Origin of the sequence: Vibrio sonorensis, from assembly GCF_001854765.1 — a bacterium.
Classification (GTDB): domain Bacteria; phylum Pseudomonadota; class Gammaproteobacteria; order Enterobacterales; family Vibrionaceae; genus Vibrio; species Vibrio sonorensis.
The window spans coordinates 51173-73072 of the sequence record NZ_LJJE01000108.1 but is presented as its reverse complement, the minus strand read 5'-3'; the positions used below and the strand labels follow the sequence as shown (position 1 = coordinate 73072).

The 21900-nt window shown below is 45.1% G+C and carries 18 protein-coding genes and 3 pseudogenes; 3 read left to right on the top strand and 18 right to left on the bottom strand.

All coding sequences use genetic code 11. From position 1 onward, the window contains the following. Nucleotides 1-133: 133 nt before the first annotated feature. The 11 genes and pseudogenes from lpxD to rpsB form a co-directional block, all read right to left on the bottom strand. Nucleotides 134-1165: a UDP-3-O-(3-hydroxymyristoyl)glucosamine N-acyltransferase gene (lpxD, locus tag BLO31_RS19665; RefSeq protein ID WP_070970821.1), complete on the bottom strand. Its 1032-nt coding sequence runs from the start codon at nt 1163-1165 to the stop codon at nt 134-136. 2 nt (nt 1166-1167) lie between these two features. Further along, nucleotides 1168-1677, bottom strand: coding sequence for an OmpH/Skp family outer membrane protein (locus tag BLO31_RS19660; protein ID WP_070970817.1), 510 nt, complete (start codon nt 1675-1677; stop codon nt 1168-1170). A gap of 13 nt (nt 1678-1690) precedes the next feature. Further along, nucleotides 1691-4095: pseudogene (gene bamA / locus BLO31_RS19655) on the bottom strand (outer membrane protein assembly factor BamA). A 37-nt stretch (nt 4096-4132) separates the two neighbouring features. Beyond that, nucleotides 4133-5491, bottom strand: a complete 1359-nt coding sequence (gene rseP / locus BLO31_RS19650) for a sigma E protease regulator RseP (protein ID WP_070970816.1) — start codon at nt 5489-5491, stop codon at nt 4133-4135. After that, entirely contained in the window at nt 5488-6696 is a 1209-nt protein-coding gene (ispC, locus tag BLO31_RS19645; RefSeq protein ID WP_070970813.1) for a 1-deoxy-D-xylulose-5-phosphate reductoisomerase, read from the bottom strand. The genes rseP and ispC overlap by 4 nt, the downstream gene beginning before the upstream one ends. A gap of 49 nt (nt 6697-6745) precedes the next feature. Further along, nucleotides 6746-7588: a phosphatidate cytidylyltransferase gene (locus BLO31_RS19640; RefSeq protein ID WP_070970847.1), complete on the bottom strand. Its 843-nt coding sequence runs from the start codon at nt 7586-7588 to the stop codon at nt 6746-6748. 14 nt (nt 7589-7602) lie between these two features. Continuing rightward, nucleotides 7603-8382: an undecaprenyl pyrophosphate synthase gene (locus BLO31_RS19635; protein WP_070970844.1), complete on the bottom strand. Its 780-nt coding sequence runs from the start codon at nt 8380-8382 to the stop codon at nt 7603-7605. Between the two features lie 90 nt (nt 8383-8472). Continuing rightward, entirely contained in the window at nt 8473-9030 is a 558-nt protein-coding gene (frr, locus tag BLO31_RS19630) for a ribosome recycling factor (RefSeq protein WP_070970810.1), read from the bottom strand. 93 nt (nt 9031-9123) lie between these two features. After that, nucleotides 9124-9846, bottom strand: coding sequence for a UMP kinase (pyrH, locus tag BLO31_RS19625; RefSeq protein ID WP_070970808.1), 723 nt, complete (start codon nt 9844-9846; stop codon nt 9124-9126). A 141-nt stretch (nt 9847-9987) separates the two neighbouring features. Next, nucleotides 9988-10830, bottom strand: a complete 843-nt coding sequence (tsf, locus tag BLO31_RS19620) for a translation elongation factor Ts (protein ID WP_070970805.1) — start codon at nt 10828-10830, stop codon at nt 9988-9990. A 128-nt stretch (nt 10831-10958) separates the two neighbouring features. Further along, on the bottom strand, nt 10959-11687 hold the full coding sequence (gene rpsB / locus BLO31_RS19615; RefSeq protein ID WP_070970803.1) for a 30S ribosomal protein S2: 729 nt from the start codon (nt 11685-11687) through the stop codon (nt 10959-10961). A gap of 375 nt (nt 11688-12062) precedes the next feature. On the opposite strand from rpsB, the gene map reads away from it, so the two are divergent. The 3 genes from map to BLO31_RS19600 all read left to right on the top strand — a co-directional run bounded on the left by map (nt 12063) and on the right by BLO31_RS19600 (nt 16230). Next, nucleotides 12063-12941 (top strand): type I methionyl aminopeptidase, encoded by an 879-nt coding sequence (map, locus tag BLO31_RS19610; RefSeq protein WP_070970801.1) that lies wholly within the window; start codon nt 12063-12065, stop codon nt 12939-12941. 121 nt (nt 12942-13062) lie between these two features. Continuing rightward, nucleotides 13063-15684 (top strand): bifunctional uridylyltransferase/uridylyl-removing protein GlnD, encoded by a 2622-nt coding sequence (gene glnD / locus BLO31_RS19605; RefSeq protein WP_070970798.1) that lies wholly within the window; start codon nt 13063-13065, stop codon nt 15682-15684. Between the two features lie 162 nt (nt 15685-15846). Continuing rightward, a complete protein-coding gene (locus BLO31_RS19600; protein WP_070970796.1) occupies nt 15847-16230 on the top strand; it encodes a DUF3461 family protein in 384 nt (127 codons plus the stop codon). 27 nt (nt 16231-16257) lie between these two features. Here BLO31_RS19600 and pgpA read toward each other — a convergent pair whose 3' ends face one another. The 7 genes and pseudogenes from pgpA to ribD all read right to left on the bottom strand — a co-directional run bounded on the left by pgpA (nt 16258) and on the right by ribD (nt 21899). After that, the gene (gene pgpA, locus BLO31_RS19595; protein ID WP_070970793.1) at nt 16258-16761 is read right to left on the bottom strand and encodes a phosphatidylglycerophosphatase A; all 504 of its coding nucleotides are present in this window, start codon (nt 16759-16761) and stop codon (nt 16258-16260) included. Between the two features lie 2 nt (nt 16762-16763). Then, the gene (gene thiL / locus BLO31_RS19590) at nt 16764-17732 is read right to left on the bottom strand and encodes a thiamine-phosphate kinase (RefSeq protein WP_070970841.1); all 969 of its coding nucleotides are present in this window, start codon (nt 17730-17732) and stop codon (nt 16764-16766) included. A 154-nt stretch (nt 17733-17886) separates the two neighbouring features. Beyond that, on the bottom strand, nt 17887-18354 hold the full coding sequence (gene nusB / locus BLO31_RS19585) for a transcription antitermination factor NusB (protein ID WP_070970791.1): 468 nt from the start codon (nt 18352-18354) through the stop codon (nt 17887-17889). Then, nucleotides 18354-18824: a 6,7-dimethyl-8-ribityllumazine synthase gene (gene ribH / locus BLO31_RS19580; protein WP_004415274.1), complete on the bottom strand. Its 471-nt coding sequence runs from the start codon at nt 18822-18824 to the stop codon at nt 18354-18356. The genes nusB and ribH overlap by 1 nt, the downstream gene beginning before the upstream one ends. A 168-nt stretch (nt 18825-18992) precedes the next feature. Further along, nucleotides 18993-20101, bottom strand: a pseudogene (ribBA, locus tag BLO31_RS19575) (bifunctional 3,4-dihydroxy-2-butanone-4-phosphate synthase/GTP cyclohydrolase II). 32 nt (nt 20102-20133) lie between these two features. Next, the gene (locus BLO31_RS19570; RefSeq protein ID WP_070970788.1) at nt 20134-20787 is read right to left on the bottom strand and encodes a riboflavin synthase; all 654 of its coding nucleotides are present in this window, start codon (nt 20785-20787) and stop codon (nt 20134-20136) included. Between the two features lie 6 nt (nt 20788-20793). Beyond that, nucleotides 20794-21899, bottom strand: a pseudogene (gene ribD, locus BLO31_RS19565) (bifunctional diaminohydroxyphosphoribosylaminopyrimidine deaminase/5-amino-6-(5-phosphoribosylamino)uracil reductase RibD). Between the last annotated feature and the right edge of the window lies 1 nt (nt 21900).

Below are 21900 nucleotides of genomic sequence, written 5' to 3'. Positions count from 1 at the left end.
CATATTCCTATGTTCAATCTTAAAATATTTTCGGATACTGACCTTTGACTTATTCAAAGGTCAGTATCCGTATTTCATGCAAGCATAAATAGATAAAAAGACTCGCACTAAGCGAGTCTTTTTATCAGAAGAGCTAGGATTGCTCGTTCTGATCTAGCAGCTTTTCCACCGCTTTCAGACGCTTGTTCATATCATCAATTCGATGAACTCGTGTCGCGGTTTTACGCCACTCTCGGTTCGTCTGTAATGGGATACCAGAGGAGTAGACACCTTTTTCAGTGATGCTACGCATAACCATCCCCATCCCTGTAATGGTCACACCATCAGCAATATCAATATGACCATTAATCACGGCCGCACCACCGATAATACAGTATTTACCAATTTTGGTACTACCTGCGACTACTGTACCACCAGCCATCGCTGTACCATATCCGATGTGCACGTTGTGAGCGATCTGCAACTGATTATCTAAAATCACGTTGTCTTCAATGATAGTGTCATCTAGCGCTCCGCGATCGATAGTCGTACATGAACCGATCTCGACTCGATTGCCAATTACAACACTACCTACTTGAGGGATTTTGATCCACTCACCTTTTTCGTTAGCATAGCCAAAACCATCCGAACCAATCACACTGTTGGATTGGATGAGGCAGTCACTGCCTATCGTCACTTCGTGATAAACACTGACATTGGCCCACAACTTAGTGTTTTCACCAATTTTCGCATTTTTACCGACAAAGCAACCTGCGCCAATAACCACACCGTTCGCCAGCTCAACGCCAGATTCGATAACAGCATTAGCACCAACACTGACATTTTTTCCTAGAATTACATCTTCAGCAATGACCGCTGAAGGCGCTATTTCAGTCGCAGGTGGCGGAGTACTATCCAAAGCTAAAGCAATTTTTGCATACCCTACGTATGGGTCATCAACAACGATGACGTTGCCAATGCAGGCCTCTTTTTGCGCCTCTTTCACCATAACAACACTTGCCTTGCATTCAGACAAGTGTTTAGCGTATTTCAAATTCGACAAGAAGGTCACATCCCCCTCACCGGCCTTATCCATAGGCGCAACTCTAGATACCTGTACTTCACTGTTACCGTGAAGTTCTCCACCAGTAATTTTTGCCAGTTCGGCTAAAGTCAACGTTGTCATAATTATTTCAGTGCGTTAATCACTTTTTCAGAAATATCATCTTCAGGTTTAGCATAAGCAAGGGCTTTTGCCTCAACAATCATGTCGTAGCCTTCTTTTTCAGCAATTTCCTGAGTTTTGTCTTGGATTACTTTAAACAGCTTCTGCGTTTCTTGAGCTTCACGCTTTTTGCTCGCCTTATCTAAAGCTTGAGCTTTAAGCTTATACTCATTGTCTAGTTGGCCTATTTCTAAGCGAAGGTTTGCAACTTCTTCGTCACCCAACAGCTCGCCATCGCGCTGGAGCTTCTCTATTTTTGTTTTCGCTTTAGCTTGAATGGCTTTAAGCTCGTCGGTTTTTTCTTTAAATTCAGCCTGCATTTTTTGCAGTACTACTTCGCGCTGCGGTATGGTTTGGAAAACCTGAGCCGAGTTGATGTAACCAATTTTTTGAGCCGCTTCAGCAGCATTAGCAAATAGAGACGTTGAAAGAAGTGCTAGGCTGATACCTGCTACTTTTGCCATTTTTTTCACTTGTAATTCCTCATTAGAAGGTTCGGCCAATTGTGAAGGTGAAGAACTCTTCGTCATCACCTTCATACTTTTCGATTGGTTTAGCTAAAGAGAAGACCAATGGACCATTGGGGACATCCATTGCAAAGCTGCACCATATGAAGCTCGGTAGTTTGTTGGGTCTGAGTAGTCATAGTAAAATGGGCTATCGATACCATCTCGATAGGTAAACTCGGTATCCCAAACACTTGCCGCATCTACAAAGACGCTGGTACGTATCTGACTTCTCACTTCATCAGAAACTAGCGGAGTTGGGAAAATCAACTCCATACTAGCGAGAGCAACGGCATTACCACCTACCGAATCATCTGTGGCAGTAGTACAACCATTGTTACCGCACGAGCCACTATTGTTTGTGTAAACCGCTCTTGGGCCAGCTGTATTAGAACGGAAACCACGTAAGGACGTAAAGCCACCAGCATAGTAGTTTTCGTAAAATGGGTAAACATTGTCATTCCCATCCGACTGACCGTAGCCGTTACCATAACCTAAACGACCGCGCATTAAGAGACTAAACTCATGCTTTTTGGTCAGTGGAACATACTGTCTAACATCATACTGTAGTTTAAAGTACTGAGCGTCGGAGCCCGGTACTGTCATTTTGGCAAATGCCCTTTGATAGTTACCCGCGGTCGGGAAATAGCCTCGGTTAAGGTTATTTCTTGTCCATGCAAGGTTGATATCAATATCACCGGTTTGAATTTCATTCTGACCAGCCTGACCTATGCTACGTGTAAACAGCTGTGCCTGATCATGAGTTGGTACATTACCAATATTATTGTGCGTGTAACCAATGCCGTACTCAAATCGGTTTAACTCATCTAACCATGAGCCCAGCGTTAACTCTAGGCCGTAGCTGGTGTTGGTATAGTCGATAATACCCGCTTCGGATGCTTCAAACTCGTTGTAGAATACTTTTCCGCCTAAACTAACACCATCAAGGGTCCAGTATGGGTCGCGATATTCCACACTCACATTCTTTTGGTAGTCATTCATCATAGCGTTAATACCGACTCGGTTACCAGTACCCGCGAAGTTATCTTGTTGCAGACCTACCTGAAAACTGATACCGGACTCAGTACCATAGCCAATACCAAAATTGACACTACCTGAGTTGGCTTCTTTCACGTTGTAGACCAAATCAACTTGGTCGTCACTACCCGGTACACGGACGGTCTGGACATCAACGGTCTCAAAGAAACCCAAGCGATTAAGACGGCTTTTACCCGTTTCAATCGACTTAGAGTTAAGCCAACTTCCTTCCATTTGACGCATTTCTCGACGTAAGACTTCATCCTTAGTCGAGTTGTTACCGACAAAGCGGATATCGCGAACATAAATACGCTTGCCGGCTTCGACGTTAACAGTCAGAGTAACTTGCTGATTTTCATCGTCAAACTCAGGGATAGTAAAGACTTTAGGGTATGCGTATCCCGACTCGCCAAGTACTCGCTTGATCTCGTCCTCAAGTGCAGTGACTTGACTGCCATTGTACGTCTCACCAATTTCAAAAGGCGTTAATAGTTTGAACTCGCCTTCTTTTCCTAACAGCTCACCTCGGAAGTTAACGTCTTTGACTGTATAAGGTAAGCCTTCTTCAATACCCAAGGTGATGTATACACCTTTTTTATCTGGAGAAATTGCTACTTGGGTAGAATCGACAAGAAACTTCAAGTAGCCACGGTCTAGATAGTAAGAGCGAAGTGCCTCAATATCGCCTGCTAAAACTTGTTTTTGGTACTTGTCGTCAGACAGGAAGTTCCACCAAGCGACATCAACGTTAAGGTTAAATCGGCCCAACAGCTCCTCATCGGTAAAAACTTGGTTACCAATAAAGTTGATCTGCTGAATTTTCGCGGAAACACCTTCACTAAACACAAACTTTAGATCGGCGCGATTGCGAGGTAGAGGAGTAACAACCGCTTGGACACTGGCATTGTACTTACCAACGCTGTAATAAAAATCTTCAAGGCCTTTCTCAATTTTGCTTAATGAGGTTCTATCTAACGCCTCACCAACGCGAAGACCCGAAGCATCTAAGTTCTGCTTTAGTTGTTCTTCTTTAATCGCTTCATTACCCGAAAAGGAAATACTCGCGATAGTTGGGCGCTCAGTGACTTTAACAACTAGGACACTCTCATCTCTCAGAACTTGTACATTCTCAAAGTTACCCGAAGCATAAAGAGCGCGTATTGCATCCGCAATATCCTGACCACCGATGGTATCGCCGACACGAACTGGCATGTTTAAAAGAGCCGCACCAAGGGCCACCCTTTGTAAACCTTCAATCTTTATATCTTGAACAACAAAGTTTTCCGCACCATTTGCCGCTACGCTTGTCGCTAATAACGTGGCAAATAGAGTTTTTTTGATCGCCATTTTGTTTTAGTTATTCCTTACTACACCTTTACCCAGTCTAGAGTCGGGTAAAGTCATTAAATAATGCTACAGCCATCAATGAGAAAATAATGGCACCACCAATTCGATAACCCATTTCTTGTACCTTTTCTGGTACGGGCTTTCCTATGACTGCCTCTATGGCAAAAAAGAGCAAATGTCCGCCATCAAGCATTGGCAGCGGAACAAGATTAATAATTCCGAGATTGACACTGATTAAAGCCAAGAATCCCAAAAAGTACACCAATCCATAGTCGGCTGTTGTTCCGGCCCCTTTAGCTATAGAAATTGGCCCACTGAGGTTGTTTAACCCTACATCACCCACCAGTAGTTTTTTAATCATACTGATGGTGAGTTCAATAACTTGAACTGTCTTATCTATTGCTTTTCCAACTGATTCAAATACACCATATTGGAGATCAAATCGATAGTTTTCAGGCCATTCTGCGACCTCAGGAGCGATTCCAGCAAAACCAATAAGTTCACCACTACCTTGCTTACGGCTATCCGGCGTTAAAACTAAATTTAACCGTTCGCTGTTTCTCAGCACATCAACAGAGATAGCTGCGTTAGCATTCGTTCGAATAGCTTCCACCACCTGCTCCCACTTAGTGATGTCACTGCCATCGATCGCAATAATTTTATCTCCTACTTTAAAGCCAGCTTTAAAAGCTGCACCATTTTCAGAAATGGTCGCTAGAGTAAGAGATACTGCTGGGGTATAAGGCTTAAAACCCAAGGCCCACATAGCAGACTCTTTTTCTGGGTCAAAGTTCCATTTGGCTAGGTCAAGAGTGATCACTTCCTCAACGCCAAGCCTATCGGGAGAAGATACAGTCAATGTCATTGAGTCATCACCGATATGACCGATCAAACCCATATTAACTGATTCCCAGTCTGCGGTTTTGACGCCAGAGACGGCTTTAAGTTCCATTCCAGACTCTATTCCTGCTTCAGCAGCGATAGAATAGGGGGCAACTTCACCCACTACAGGCTTTACTGCTGGCACACCCATAATAAAGACTATCCAGTACGCGACCAGAGCAAAAAGAAAATTAAAAACTGGACCAGCGGCTACAATCGATGTGCGTTGCCACAGTGGTTTCTTGTCAAACGCATACGCTTGTTCGCTATCGGGAACATTGTCCACTCGTCCATCAAGCATTTTGACAAAGCCACCCAAAGGGATAATCGAAATGGTGTATTCTGTACCATCTTTACCCACTTTGCTCCAAATTGAGCGGCCAAAGCCAATTGAGAACTTTTCTACTTTAACGCCACAACGACGTGCGACCCAAAAATGACCAAACTCGTGCACTGCGACCAAGATGCCAAGAGCGACAATAAAAGAGACAAAGTTCCATAAAATTCCGGTCATAATGCGTGTCCAGTAATCAGTTCCTTGGCATAGAGTCTTGCCATTTTATCCAGCTCTAATAAGCTTTCCAAGTTATTGCTTTGTACTTGAGTATGAGTCGCACAAATTTTGTCTACTACCGAGTGATTTAACTTGGCTATCTCCGTGAACCGCAACCGCTCATTCAAAAAGGCGTCAACGGCCACTTCGTTAGCAGCATTAAGAGCAGTGGTTGCGTGCTGCCCCTCAAAACAAGCGTCCATAGCCAGTTTTAGACATGGGTAACGCGAATAATCCGGAGCCATAAAAGTGAGTTCAGCAATCTGAGTAAAATCTAATGCTGATACCCCTGCGTTAACGCGATTTGGGTATGCCATAGCATAAGCGATTGGAGTCGCCATATCAGGCTCCCCCATTTGTGCGATGACCGAACCATCCAAAAATTGGACCATTGAGTGAATAACAGATTGAGGATGTATCAAGACTTTTAGTTGTTCTGGTTGAGTGTTAAACAACCAACGAGCCTCGATATATTCCAGCCCTTTATTCATCATAGTGGCTGAATCTACAGAAATTTTTGGTCCCATTGACCAGTTGGGGTGAGCGATCGCCTGTGCTGGCGTAACGTCAGCTAACGTACTTGGATCGCTATAGCGGAAGGGGCCGCCGGACCCGGTTAGTAAAATATGAGAAATACCTTGAGATGCAAGATCGCAATGGCCGAGTTGAGACTGAGTAGCAGGTGGCAGACATTGGAAGATCGCGTTGTGTTCACTATCCACTGGAAGTAGCTGAGCATTTGAACGCTTCACTTCGTCGATAAACAACTGACCAGACATCACCAGAGCCTCTTTGTTGGCTAAAAGCACGCGCTTGCCCGCTTTTACTGCGGCCATGGTTGGCATTAGCCCAGCAGAGCCTACGATGGCCGCCATCACAGTGTCGACTTCTTCTAAAGAAGAAACCATACTCATGGCCGCTTCACCATACAGTACTTCAATCTTAGCGCCCGCAGAGTTTAATGTCCGTTCAAGCTGGTGAGCAGCTTCAGGTGTAGACATGACTGCATATTTTGGCGAGTACTTAATGCAAAGCTCTCGCATTTTCTCTACGTTTTGCCCCGCAACCAAGGCAACAACCGAAAATTGCTCCGAATTTTGGTCAATGACTTTAAGAGTGCTGCTACCAATAGAACCTGTAGCACCTAAGATTGTCAATTTATGCATAGCAACCAGCCAATATTATCTGGGATGATCTCTTATTCATCCTATTTTATTAGAATAAGAAGTAGAGAAAGGCAAAAACCGGAAATGCTGCGGTCAAACTATCTATCCGATCGAGTACTCCGCCATGCCCAGGTATAATGTTACTGCTGTCTTTGATTCCAGAGACTCGCTTAAACATACTCTCGACTAGGTCGCCCAATACCGAGATAACCACTGTTGCTAAAGTAATGATAACCATAGTTAAAGGACTGCTAAATTCGATAGAAAACCAATCTGCGGCCAACCAAGCGACAGCTAATGCGGTAATAACGCCACCGATGAGTCCTTCAATGGTTTTATTTGGGCTGACCTGAGGGGCCATCTTACGACGCCCTAGACTCTTACCGGAAAAATAAGCGCCACTGTCCGCCGCCCAAACCAACAAGCAGACAAAAAGGACGAGTTTGGCACCGTGATAAGCATCCCCTTCCACAACTTCAGCTCTTAGCAAAATGACACTAAAGAAAAAAGGCACCAGAGTTAAAAAGCCAAATAGATGCCGTAATAGACGAGAGCCTTCCCACAAGCGACTGGAATTGGGATAGGTGACGACAAGAGCACTGGCGATGATCCACCAAAGCGATCCTACCAACAATATGCCATAGTGGCTTGAGCTAACGTTTTTCAAGCTCTCATTGTCAACAGGAACAAAATAGAGAAGCGCTGCTATTGCAATAAGGCTAGGGGCCATAGACACCACTCTAGAGCTGCCTTTGACAAACTGTGTCCACTCCCACAAGCCGAGAAAACAGACTCCTGCAATAGCAAAAACAAATCCTAAAAGAGGTAACTCAAAAATCCCCAAAATGACTAGGGGCGCAAGGATAAGTGCAGTGATTATTCTTAGTTTCAAATCCAAATGATCCTTTACTGACTTTCCATCAATGTCTTGATTTGTTCACCGGTACAGCCAAAACGACGTTCTCGATTAACAAACCAAGTCACTGCTTCTATCAGGCTTTCTTCATTAAAATCGGGCCAAAACTCTGGGGTAAAGTAGAGCTCGGCATAAGCCATCTGCCACAGCATAAAATTACTGATGCGACATTCACCACTCGTTCGAATCATCAAATCCACTTCAGGTAAGTCCGCCATGGTCAAATGATCTGTCATGAGTTCTTCTGTCAACGCATCGGCATCGAGTTCACCGTTGGCAACTTTTCTCGCGATTGATTTTGTCGCCTCTAAGATATCCCATTTACCGCCGTAATTGGCAGCAATGTTGATTACCATACCAGTATTCGTTTCTGTAAGCTTTTCGGCATGTTCGATTTTTTGTTGAAGGCGCTCGCTAAACCTTGATTTATCACCAATAATTCGCAGACGTAAGTTGTTTTTATGCAGTTTTTTCACTTCGGTGGAAAGAACCGAAATAAACAACTCCATTAATAAGCCCACTTCCTCTTCAGGACGGCGCCAGTTTTCGCTACTAAAAGCGAACAGAGTAACAGCTTTAATTCCTAACCTTGCAGACGTCGATATCGCTTTGCGAACAGCTGTAACACCGTTTTTATGGCCAAAGACACGTGGCTTACCCTGAGCTTTAGCCCATCGGCCGTTGCCGTCCATAATAATGGCGATATGTTGTGGAAGTTGATCGGCAATTTGCTCTGAGAGCGCAATGGGAGAGGAGTTCTGGTTTTGCATATAGAGGTTCTGTAAGCAGCGAGGGTCAAAGCCTAACATAGAAAAACGCTGTGCTGTGAGCACAGCGTTTAAAGTGTGAGAAACAGAGGCTTATACTTCCATCAACTCTTTTTCTTTTGCAGCAAGTGCTTCATCCACTTTTTTAACCGCTGCATCTGTAATCTTCTGAATTTCGTCTTGTGCTTTGCGATCTTCATCTTCAGAGATCTCTTTGTCTTTCAACAAAGCCTTAAGATCATTGTTTGCGTCGCGACGAACGTTGCGAATCGCAACGCGGCCACCTTCAGCTTCACCGCGTACAATTTTAACCAAGTCTTTACGACGCTCTTCCGTTAACGGAGGAAGTGGAACGCGAATTACTGTACCAGCAGACATTGGGTTTAGACCCAGATCAGACATCATAATTGCTTTCTCTACTTTCGGAGCCAGCTCTTTGTCAAATACAGTAATAGCCAAAGTACGAGAATCTTCAGCGACAACGTTAGCAACCTGATTAAGAGGAGTCGGAGCGCCGTAGTACTCTACGTTAATACCTGAAAGCAGGCTCGGGTGAGCACGACCAGTACGCACTTTAGAAAGGTTGTTTTTTAGCGCTTCTACGCTTTTTTCCATACGCTCTTGAGCGTCTTGTTTGATTTCGTTAATCACAATATCACCTTAAATGTGTCTTTCTAAGTGAAAGTATAATAGGGAGTAAAACATGGCAATACCGAGGCCACTACCTCGGTAAGCATTCAGCTGTTAAGAGATCAAAGTCCCTTCAGCTTCTCCCATTACCACGCGACGAAGAGCGCCTGGCTTGTTCATATTAAATACTCGAATTGGCATTTTGTGGTCACGCGCCAGCGTAAATGCGGCCAAGTCCATTACTTTTAGTTCCTTTTCAAGAACTTCACCAAATGAAAGGTTATCATACAGCTCTGCATCAGGGTTGGCTACTGGGTCTGCTGTAAATACACCATCAACTTTTGTGGCTTTAAGCACAACATCCGCTTCAATTTCAATACCGCGAAGACAAGCAGCAGAATCAGTGGTAAAAAATGGGTTACCTGTACCTGCAGAAAAGATAACAACGCGACCTTGGCGCAGTTCGCGAATAGCGTCAGCCCAGTTGTAATCGTCACATACGCCTTTCAAAGGGATTGCAGACATAACGCGAGCATTAACATAAGCACGGTGAAGAGCGTCGCGCATAGCCAAACCATTCATCACTGTAGCCAGCATACCCATGTGATCGCCAACAACACGGTTCATGCCCGCTTCAGCAAGACCAGCGCCACGGAACAGGTTACCACCACCGATAACGACACCAACTTGAACACCCAACTCAACCAATTCTTTTACTTCTTGAGCCATGCGATCAAGGATCGCTGGATCAATACCAAAGCCTTCTTCGCCTTGCAGAGCTTCACCGCTCAATTTTAACAGAATACGTTGATATGCTGGTTTAGGGTTCGTAGTCATGGAGTTTACCTTCCAAAGAGAGTTTGTTGATTAACAGTCATCAATAGAGGCTCGGTAACGCTAAGTCTATATTGATGACAATTATTCATAAAAAGACCGCAGCCATGGCCACGGTCTAATCTTTACACAATTCGCTAAGGATTAACCTTTTTGCGCTAGTGCAACTTCTTCAGCGAAGCTCATTTCTTCTTTCTTCTCGATACCTTCGCCAACTTCTAGACGAACGAAAGTAGAAACAGAAGCGCCGCGCTCTTTCAAGATTTCACCTACAGATTTCTTAGGTTCCATAACGAAAGGCTGACCAGTTAGAGAGATTTCGCCAGTGAACTTCTTCATGCGGCCAACAACCATCTTTTCAGCGATTTCAGCTGGCTTGCCTTCGTTCATTGCGATTTCAACTTGAACTGCTTTCTCTTTTTCTACAACGTCTGCTGGTACGTCTTCAGGGTTAACAAACTCTGGACGAGAAGCAGCAACGTGCATAGCAACGTGCTTAAGTGTTTCAACATCGCCTTCACCAGCAACAACAACACCGATTTTCTCACCGTGACGGTAAGAAGAAATAGCAGCACCTTCAACGTATTGTACGCGACGGATGTTGATGTTTTCGCCGATTTTAGCAACTAGAGCTACGCGCTCTTCTTCAAACTGAGCAACTAGCTCTTCAACAGTCGCTTTAGAAGCTAGAGCAGTCTCTGCAACTTTCTCTGCAAATGCAGTGAAGTTACCGTCTTTAGCAACGAAGTCAGTTTGGCAGTTAACTTCAAGAAGAACTGCAACACCGTCTGCGTCTTTAATGATGATCGCACCTTCAGCCGCTACGTTACCTGCTTTCTTAGCAGCTTTTGCAGCGCCTGATTTACGCATGTTTTCAATTGCTAGTTCGACGTCGCCGTTAGTTTCAACAAGCGCCTTCTTACATTCCATCATACCTGCGCCAGTACGATCGCGCAGTTCTTTAACTAGAGCAGCAGTAACAGCCATTCTCTATTCCTCATTGATTCCGGATAAGGTAAAAATCAGGGGCCTTCAAGTGGCCCCTGATGCTAACTATAACTTAGTTTATGCGACAACTAGGTTTCACATAGACCAAGTGTGACACAGAGCCGTTATTATTCAGCTTCTACGAAGCCGTCTTTTTCAGCTACAGCAGCAACGTCTTTGTTACGGCCTTCAGATACCGCTTGACCAGCAGCATTTAGGTACAGCTGAACTGCACGGATCGCATCGTCGTTACCTGGGATGATGTAGTCAACGCCGTCTGGGTTAGAGTTAGTATCTACCACAGCGTAAACTGGGATACCTAGGTTGTTAGCTTCTTTAATCGCAATGTGCTCGTGGTCAGCGTCGATTACGAATAGAGCGTCAGGTAGGCCACCCATGTCTTTGATACCACCAAGAGATTTCTCTAGCTTCTCCATTTCGCGAGTACGCATTAGAGCTTCTTTCTTAGTTAGCTTGTCGAAAGTGCCGTCTTGAGCCTGTGCTTCTAGATCTTTAAGACGCTTGATAGACTGACGTACAGTTTTGTAGTTAGTCAGCATACCACCCAACCAGCGGTTGTTTACGTAGAACTGGTTGCTTGCGATTGCAGCTTCTTTAACAGCTTCAGATGCAGCGCGCTTAGTACCAACAAAAAGAACTTTACCTTTCTTCTCGCCAACTTTTTGTAGCTCAGCTAGAGCGTCGTTGAACATAGGTACAGTTTTTTCTAGGTTGATGATGTGAACGCGGTTACGAGCACCAAAGATGAATGGCTTCATTTTTGGGTTCCAGTAACGAGTTTGGTGACCGAAGTGAACACCAGCTTTCAGCATGTCGCGCATTGATACAGTTGCCATTTTAAATTCCTCTATGGGGTTAGGCCTCCACATTCCCCATGTTACCGACCTAGACTTAACGCTAAGCACCCCGGAACACGTGTCGGAATGTGTGTGATTTAACAATAATTTGGTTTATGGAGACTGACTCGGTATCGCCAAATTGAAGATATCAGAGCAGCTTCCGGCGCGCTTTATACCATATTTTAGCCTCACAAAGCCAGTAAAAATTGCTTTCTGCGCACTTTTCCATGGCCCTTTTCTACTTTGTCTTCGTAACTATGTTTAGCATTCAAAATATAGAATGTGGGTTAAGACAAATACACATTCTCATTTCTTCCTGATAGAATGCGGCAAACTGCTATGGCAGAGAGAACAAATTGGTAGAGAAAGTACATGTCAATCAAGATTAAAACCGCAGAAGAAGTAGAACGTATGCGCATTGCTGGTGCGCTAGCAGCAGATGTATTAGAAATGATCGAGCCTCATATAAAGGAAGGGGTAACGACAGAAGAGCTAAACCAGATCTGCCATGATTACGCCACCGACAAAGGGGCATACTCTGCGCCACTTGATTACCATGGGTTCCCAAAATCCATCTGTACTTCCATTAATCACATTGTTTGTCACGGCATTCCGGCTGTTGCCGATGAAGTGGGGAGCAACGGCCAACTAAAACCCGCGGTGCTAAAAAATGGCGACATCATCAATGTCGATATCACGGTAATCGTACCTGATGAGGAAGGCGCAGATATAAGCACGCGTCCACAAGGTTACCACGGAGATACCTCTAAAATGTTCTTAGTAGGTGATGTATCACCCGCAGATAAACGCTTGTGTATGGTTACTCAAGAAGCGCTTTACGTAGGTATGCGAAAAGTGAAGCCCGGCGCAACGGTCGGTGATATCGGAACAGCGATTGAAAAGTACATCAAAGAGAACAACAAGAAAAACCCGCGTAACAAATTCTCTATTGTAAAAGATTTTTGCGGACACGGTATTGGCAACGAGTTCCACGAAGAGCCTCAAGTTGTTCACTACAAAAACAACGACCGTCGCATTCTAAAAGAAGGCATGTGCTTTACCATAGAACCTATGATTAACGCCGGAAAATTTGGCGTAAGTGTCGATGCAGCCGATGACTGGACCGTGTACACGGGAGACGGTAAAAAGTCAGCGCAATACGAACACACTTTACTGGTGACTAAAAATGGATGCGAGGTTCTCACTCTTCGCAAAGAAGAATCCATTCCCCGTTTGATGAACAACGCTTAATCCTTTCAAATCCTCGCTTCGGCGGGGATTTTTTCAACCAAATAAATCTCGTGCTTCTTGAGCAAACACTAGGTTACGTATAGAGTGGATTTAGATTTTGCTTTAGCACGGATTGCTCAATATGTCCTATCAATGCCCCCTCACCTTCGAACCAAACCAGCTAGCTGTTGACGAGTTAAAAGCGCAACTAGAAGCCTTTGCTCATTTTCAGAAACAAGAGTTTCTCAATCACCATCCAGTGACAGACTTAGTCCTTGGCAGAGCGGAATTCATAGACCTGATGCTTAATCGACTTTGGGAACATTTTGGCTTTGCAGAGTATCCGCATATCAGTTTGGTTGCCGTAGGGGGGTATGGAAGAGGTGAGCTACACCCTCTCTCGGACATCGATATCTTAGTCGTTTCAAGAATGACATTGCCCGATAGTTTGGCAGCAAAAGTCAGCGAGTTTATTACTCTACTATGGGATCTGCGCTTAGAAGTCGGGCACGCTGTGAGAACCGTCGAAGAGTGTGCCGAGATAGGTCGCAACGACCTGACTGTCGCCACAAATTTGCAAGAGGCCAGATTGCTTTGCGGATGCGAAGATACGTTTCAGCAGCTCAAACTGGTGATTCATTCCGACTCATTTTGGCCCAGTGAAGTTTTTTACAAAGGAAAAGTTAAAGAACAAAGAGAGCGCCATGCTCGCTATCACGACACCACGTATAACCTTGAACCTGATATCAAATCCACTCCTGGAGGGTTGAGAGATATCCATACACTGAGCTGGATTGCTCGTCGCCATTTTGGCGCTACGTCATTGCTCGAAATGAGCAAATACGGCTTTCTTACGGATGCGGAATATAGGGAACTGGTTGAATGTCAGGATTTCTTGTGGCGCGTAAGATTTGCTCTGCACATAGAACTCAAACGCTACGACAACCGGCTGACCTTCGCCCATCAAGCGCAAGTCGCCGAACACTTGGGGTATATGGGAGAAGGAAACCGCGGTGTCGAAATGATGATGAAAGAGTTCTACCGAACATTGCGACGGGTGGCAGAACTCAACAAAATGTTGGTTAAAATTTTTGACCAAGCAATCTTAGATAATGGTGTGCAAGACAAACCAGAAATCCTCAGTGAAGACTTCTTAAGACGCGGCCCACTGATAGAAGCGAGAAAACCCGCACTGTTCCAAGCGAGACCAGAAACCATACTTGATATGTTTCTGCATATCGCCAACGACTCAACCATAGAAAGTGTTGCGCCAGCGACACTTCGCCAGTTAAGAACCGCTAGAAGACGCCTCAATAAGTTTCTACATACCATTCCCGCAGCACGGGAAAAGTTTATGGAGCTATGTCGGCATCCAAACGCCCTGCATCGAGCCTTCGTATTAATGCATAAACTCGGGGTACTAGCGGCCTATTTACCGCAATGGAGCCAAATTGTAGGACAGATGCAGTTTGACCTCTTCCACGTTTACACCGTCGATGAGCACAGTGTCCGGTTGCTAAAGCATATCAATACTTTCAGCTATGCAAAAAACCACGATAAGCATCCAATTTGTTGCGAAGTTTACCCTCGAATTCAGAAAAAAGAGCTTCTGATCCTCGCTGCAATTTTCCACGACATAGGAAAAGGACGCGGCGGAGACCACTCAGAAATAGGTGCGGAAGAAGCGTATGAATTCTGTATTGATCACGGCTTGTCCAAACCAGAATCGCGTTTGGTATCTTGGTTGGTTAGACACCATTTACTGATGTCAGTAACGGCGCAAAGGCGCGACATCTACGATCCGGAAGTGATCACCGAGTTTGCCAAAAAAGTGAGAGACGAAGAATATCTAGAGCACCTCGTCTGCCTGACGGTTGCCGATATTTGTGCCACAAACCCCGAGCTGTGGAACAGTTGGAAACGCACCCTGTTAGCAGAGCTCTTTTACTCCACTCAACGAGCGCTGCGACGCGGGTTAGAAAACCCAGTAGATGTGCGCGACCGCATTCGCCACAACCAACAGCTGGCTTCGGCCCAGTTGCGCAAAGAAGGATTTACAGCACGTCAAATCGAACTGCTATGGCAGCGCTTTAAAGCAGACTATTTCCTTCGCCATACCCATAAACAGATCGCTTGGCACGGTATGCACCTACTGCATCATAACGACCTAAGTGTCCCATTAATCCTGATCAGTAAAAAAGCGACTCGCGGCGGCACTGAGGTATTTATTCATAGCAAAGACCAAAGCGCACTGTTTGCCACGGTGGTTGCTGAGTTAGACAGACGCAACTTTAACGTTCATGACGCCCAAGTAATGACGAGTAAAGACGGATATGTGCTCGATACCTTTATCGTACTGGATCAACACGGTGACGCCATCGAAGAAAATCGTCACAAAGCCGTGATAAAGCATTTAGCCCACGTACTACAAGACGGCCGACTGACCAAGATAAAAACTCGCCGTATCCCTAGGAACTTGCAGCACTTTAAAGTCAAAACCAAAGTTGATTTTCTACCGACAAAAAGTCGTAAACGCACTTTATTAGAACTTGTCGCACTTGATACCCCGGGCCTTTTGGCAACGGTAGGGGCGACCTTTGCAAACCTAAACATCATTCTTCACGCAGCTAAGATCACGACCATTGGCGAGCGAGCAGAGGACTTGTTTATCATCACTGATGGTCAGGGCGGTCAGCTGAATGAGCAGCAGCAAGCTACACTAAGAGAAACCTTAGTAGCCAATGTTGCTGAGCTTGCCCCATAGCCGCTCTGTACGGAAGGCGATCTCGCCCACAAGTTGTACTATTGGTTAGAAAATCAACTATCTACCACGAAACTTGGCTGCTACATTAAAGGTAGATTAGCCCAAATAATCTAACATTAAGAGGATTTGGGTATGACAACATCAATCACTAAGAGGTCGCTTATGTTTCCAAACCTCACTGGCTTAGGCATCCATGATCCTAAGCAAATCGAGCGTTACTCCTTAAGACAGGAGGCTCACAAGGATGTGTTAAAAATCTATTTTCGCAAACAAAAAGGAGAGTTGTTCGCGAAAAGCGTTAAGTTTAAATATCCGCGTCAAGTAAAAAACGTATTGGTGGACAGTGGCAGTCATCAATACAAAGAAGTGACGGAGATAAATCGAAACCTTACTTTAGTTATCGACGAACTCAACACACTTACCCGACCAGAGAAAATTGCAGAAGTAGACTTAAAGGAAAAGGTACTGAGCGATCTCAGGCATCTTGAAAAGGTGGTATCGAGTAAAATAGCGGAGATAGAAGCGGACTTACAAAAACTTAAGTAGCAAAAAAGGTTCCTTTCGGAACCTTTTTTAGTTTAACCATCCAGCAAAATGGCCAACAAAATAGAGAGCCACACCAGCCATACCACCAGCGACTATGTCATCGAGCATAATACCTAGCCCACCGTGAACCTTTTTGTCCAACCAGCCTATTGGCCAAGGTTTCACCATATCGAAGAAACGGAAAAGCACAAAGCCAGTTATTAGCCACTTCCAATCGGTGACCGACAACTGAAATAGCGGTACAACTAACATGGTAAGCCAAAAACCCGCAAACTCGTCCCACACGATTGCACCGTGGTCGTGGACCCCCATATCATCTGAAGTTACCTGACAAATTTTAATACCAATAAGGCAAGATACCGCGACCGCGATGATATAAAGAGGTAGAGGCAATAGAGCCAAAACTAGGTAAAACGGTACCGCTGCTAATGTTCCCATTGTTCCCGGAACAATCGGTGAAAGCCCACTGCCAAAGCCAGTTGCTAAGAGGTGCCAAGGATTTTTTAAGTTAATCAGTGCTAAAGGGGTCATGCTTATCCTTTAAAGTGATCGAAACCAGTTAAGTCCCAATCTAATTCTTCTCCATCTCTATGCAGTTCAATTCGACCTTGAGGCCGGATCATTCCGATGCAGGAGACAGGTGTTCCAGTATGTACAAGTAATGTCTCTAACGATGATTTGGCATTAGAGTCAACGGTGAAGCATAACTCATACTCTTCACCGCTTGAAAGTGCGTACTGCAAAGCTTTCTCTTGTGAACCCAAAAAAGCCACCAGTTCATCAGAGATTGGCAACTGGCTTACATCAACGCTCGCGCCGACATTCGAACTTTTTAATATGTGCCCTAAGTCAGAAATTAGACCGTCAGAAATATCAATAGCTGACGTTGCCACACCTTGTAACGCCTGTCCGGTAAGTACTCTTGGAGAGCTAACAAAGTGTCGCTTCTCTAACTCATCCGCATGCGGATGCTCGCGCTTGTTGCTGTCGAGAATAACATCAAGCCCTGCTTTACTGTCGCCCAAATTACCGGTGACATAAATCCAATCTCCAACATTCGCCCCGCTGCGCTTTAGCGCCCCTTCAACGGGAACAAAACCTTGAATGGTGAGTGTAATGGCCAAAGGCCCTTTTGTGGTATCTCCGCCTATCAGTTGAATGTCATAATAATCTGCGAGTTTGAAAAAGGCATCACAAAATGGCTTAAGCCACTCTTCATCAACTTCTGGCATAGTCAAAGCAAAAGAGACCCAAGATGGTGTTGCTCCCATTGCAGCCAGATCACTGATATTAGAGGCTAACGCTTTGTGAGCGACCCAAGCAGGGTCTGCATTTTTAAGGAAATGTGTCCCTTCAACTAATGTGTCAGTACTGATAGCAATAGCAAGGTTATCAGGCGCCTGAACGATGGCACAATCATCCCCAGCAGCTAACAGAACATCTTTTCTTTGTTTTTGCTTACCAACGAAGTATTTGTCAATTAAGTTAAACTCACCGTTCATATCTGTTGTCTTGTTATCATCCCAACTTAATAATGGTTTAGTGTCGTAAGCGCAAAATCTACCCAATCTTTCTGCCTATCGACACTATCCAAACTGAAACCTTGCTGCAATAAAAAAGGCCAGCTTTGGGCTGACCTTTATCGATTAAAGTCGATTATTTTTTGCGAACGTGAGGTGCGGCTTTATCCAACACACCATTGACGAACTTATGGCTATCTTCTGCTGCGAACACTTTCGCTAGCTCGATAGCTTCATTAATTACAACTTTAAAAGGCACATCTTCTCGACGAGTCATTTCGTACATCGCTAGACGAAGCAAAGCTAACTCCATCATATCTAAATCCTGCATAGGACGAGAAGTGTATGGACGAATCTTACTGTCCAGCTCAGTGTGGCTTAAAACCACGCCGCTTAACAGGTCACGAAAATATGCTACATCTGTATCTGGAGTGGACAATGCAGGTTCAGAAGCGTGATGCTCCTCCTCATCGTATTTGTCACCAGACAAAAACTGCTCTTCAATGGTGGCAACATTTTCTTTAGTAATTTGCCAAGAATAGATCGCTTGTAGAGCAAAGCGACGTGCATTACGACGTGCGGCTGGTTTCACACTGGCCCCCATTAGGAATCGATTTCAGAAAGAACGTTAATCATCTCAAGTGCGCTTAGTGCAGCCTCTGCACCTTTATTACCAGCCTTGGTTCCTGCGCGCTCGATAGCTTGATCAATAGTATCAACAGTCAGTACACCAAACGCTACTGGAAGGCTATATTCCAGAGAAACTTGAGCAAGACCTTTGTTACACTCACTACAAACATAGTCAAAGTGCGGCGTTCCGCCACGAATAACTGTACCTAGAGAGACAATCGCATCAAACTTACCAGTTTTTGCAACGCGCTGAGCGACAAGAGGCAGTTCAACTGCACCTGGGCAACGCACAACAGTGATGTTGTCTTCACTAACTTGTCCATGACGCTTTAAAGTATCGATTGCACCAGACAAAAGACTTTCGTTAATAAAGCTGTTAAAACGAGAAATAACGATAGCAATTTTCGCATTTGGCGCTGGGAAGCCACCCTCGATCACTTTCATAAGCTTTCCTTTACTATATTCATCAAGTGAGAATCGCCGGATTCTAGCATAAAATTGTGAGCAATATCTAACAATATTTGAGCCAAATCAGGCGACTTAAAACAGATAGGTAAACGCGCTCATATTGAGCAGCCCCTACCCTATTTACAAGTGTTAATCTTGTTCAACTTACTCGCATACGTACTCAACGACATTTAGGCCAAATCCACCTAAAGCGTGATATTTTTTGTTCGGCGAAGAGAGCAGGCGCATATCGGTAACGCCTAAGTCTGACAGTATCTGTGAACCGACACCAACTCGTCGAGAAGTACCTTGTTTTTTCGCCAATGTTGGAGCTTGACCGTTATCTTGTGCTTCAAACATCTTGACCCTATGTACGAGAAGATCCGTCGTTTCTTCGTTGCCAAGGATCACTAGAACACCGCCATCTTGACCAATGCGTTTCATTGCTTTGTCTAAGGTCCAACTGCGTTCTGCATTGCGATCGCTGCGAAGCAGATCGGTAAAGGTATCTTGTAAATGCACACGAACCAAGGGAGCTAACGTACTCACCTCACCTTTTTTCAGCGCATAATGAATCTGATTGTCTATGGTGTCGCGATACGTTACCAGTTCAAACTCGCCATATTCAGTTGGCAGTTTACACTGAGCTACGCGTTCTATGGTTGTTTCCGTGTTGTTGCGATACTCAATAAGATCGGCAATCGTACCAAGCTTTATGTCGTGCTTCTGTGCAAACACTTCGAGGTCTGGACGACGAGCCATAGTGCCATCGTCATTTAGGATTTCTACGATGACCGATGCGGGTTCCATACCAGCCAGTCTTGCTAAATCACATCCAGCTTCTGTGTGCCCTGCTCGCGTTAACACGCCACCATCTTGAGCGGCAAGCGGGAATATATGACCGGGCTGCACAAGATCCGAGGCTTTTGCATCTTTGGCTACCGCAGCTTGAACCGTTCGAGCGCGATCCGCAGCGAGATTCCCGTCGTCACGCCTTCGGCCGCTTCAATGGAAACCGTAAAGTTGGTGGTGTACTGAGCATTATTGTCTTGCACCATTGGCGGTAAACCCAATTTTTCACACCGCTCTTTAGTCATAGTCAAACAGATCAAACCGCGGCCATAAGTCGCCATGAAATTGATGGCTTCTGGAGTAATGCTTTCAGCCGCCATGATCAGATCACCTTCGTTTTCACGATCTTCATCATCCATCAAGATGACCATTTTACCTTGGCGAATATCATCGATAATTTCTTGTGGGGTACTAATTGACATGGTTGTATCCTGTTGTGTGCAAACAATGGCGCTTAAGCAAAACCATTCTGTTGTAAAAATTCCATCGTAATAGATGAAGACGGGCTTGAATCTTCTCTGACCTGTAATAAGCGTTCCATATAGCGAGCCATTACATCCACTTCTAAATTTACTTTTGTGCCCACTTGGAAATCTGCAATCGTCGTTTCTTCACCCGTGTGGGGAACGATCGTCAGCTTAAATGCCTCTTTGCGAAGAGCATTAACCGTGAGGCTAATACCGTCAACGGTCACCGAACCTTTTTCTGCTAAATACTTGGCTATGCCATTAGGTATAGAAACCCAAAACTCTATCGCTCTGCCCACCATATTGCGCTCTATCACTTCCCCCACGCCATCGACGTGGCCAGAGACAATGTGCCCACCGAAGCGAGTTGTCGGCAACATGGCTTTTTCAAGGTTCACTTTGTCACCAACTTGGTAATGAGCAAAACCCGTTTTATTTAACGTTTCTAATGAGAGATCGGCTGTGTAGTGGTGTGCGCTAAAGTCAACAACAGTAAGGCACACGCCATTTGTTGCTATGCTATCACCGAGTTTCACATCCCCCATATCCAGCTTTCCCGTTTCTACAGTGACACTGATGTCTTCGCCTTTTGGGGTGATCGCTGTAACTGTTCCTACAGCTTCGATAATTCCTGTAAACATGATTTCTTAACTGCCTATTTGCTTTGGCGTGGCAATGATTCTCAAGTCATTACCAATTTTTCTAACGTCTTTAAACTCTAGTTCAATAAGCTGGGACATCTCTCTAAACCAAGGTTTGCGAATAGCCCTCGTCCATCACTACCTATCAACTTAGGGGCGATATACAATACGATTTCATCGACGAGATTTTCTTTCAAAAGACTCCCTGCTAATGTCGCACCAGCTTCTACCCAAAGGTGATTAATCTCTTGCTCTTTCGCTAACTGACTCAATGCCGTTTTTAACGCCAGGCCTTGTTGAGTTCCTCCGACTTCGACATCACCTTGCGGGCCTACCGTTATCACATCGCCCTCTGTCCGAAATAGATTGAGATCGGATGTTAATCGACCTTGCCTATCCAGAATCACTTTTTTAGGTTGTCGTAGATCTTTTTGCTTATACGAAGCTTGCACGTGATCGGGCAGTTCGTCCCAACGAACGGAAAGGGATGCGTTGTCCGCTATAACGGTCTGGCTAGTAGATAAAATACCACCCGCTTGTGCTCGAAAGCTCTGCACATCTTTTCGAGCTTCCGATCCAGTAATCCACTGGCTGAGGCCGTTGGCAAGTGCGGTCTGTCCATCTAAGGTAGCGCCCATTTTAAGCTGCACAAAGGGCAGCCCCGTTTCCATGCGCTTGATGAAGCCTTTGTTTAACGCGCGAGCTTCTTGCTCCATAATACCGACAGCGACTTCAACACCCGCCTCTCTTAACATGGCAAAGCCTTTACCGGCGACTTTGGAATGCGGGTCTATCATAGAGCAAACGACGCGGTGGATACCTGCATCGATCAAGCCTTTAGAACAAGGAGGAGTGCGGCCGTAATGGGAACAAGGTTCAAGAGTGACATAGGCAGTCGCTCCGCGACACTTGTCTCCAGCCATGCGCATAGCGTGAACTTCTGCGTGAGGCTCGCCAGCGCGATAGTGATAGCCCTCACCGACCATTTCGCCATCACGTACAATTACGCAACCGACATTTGGATTAGGGGCAGTAGTAAAACGCCCATTTTCGGCTAACGCTATAGCCCGCGACATCCATACATAATCGCTTGGAGTAAATTGATCCGACATA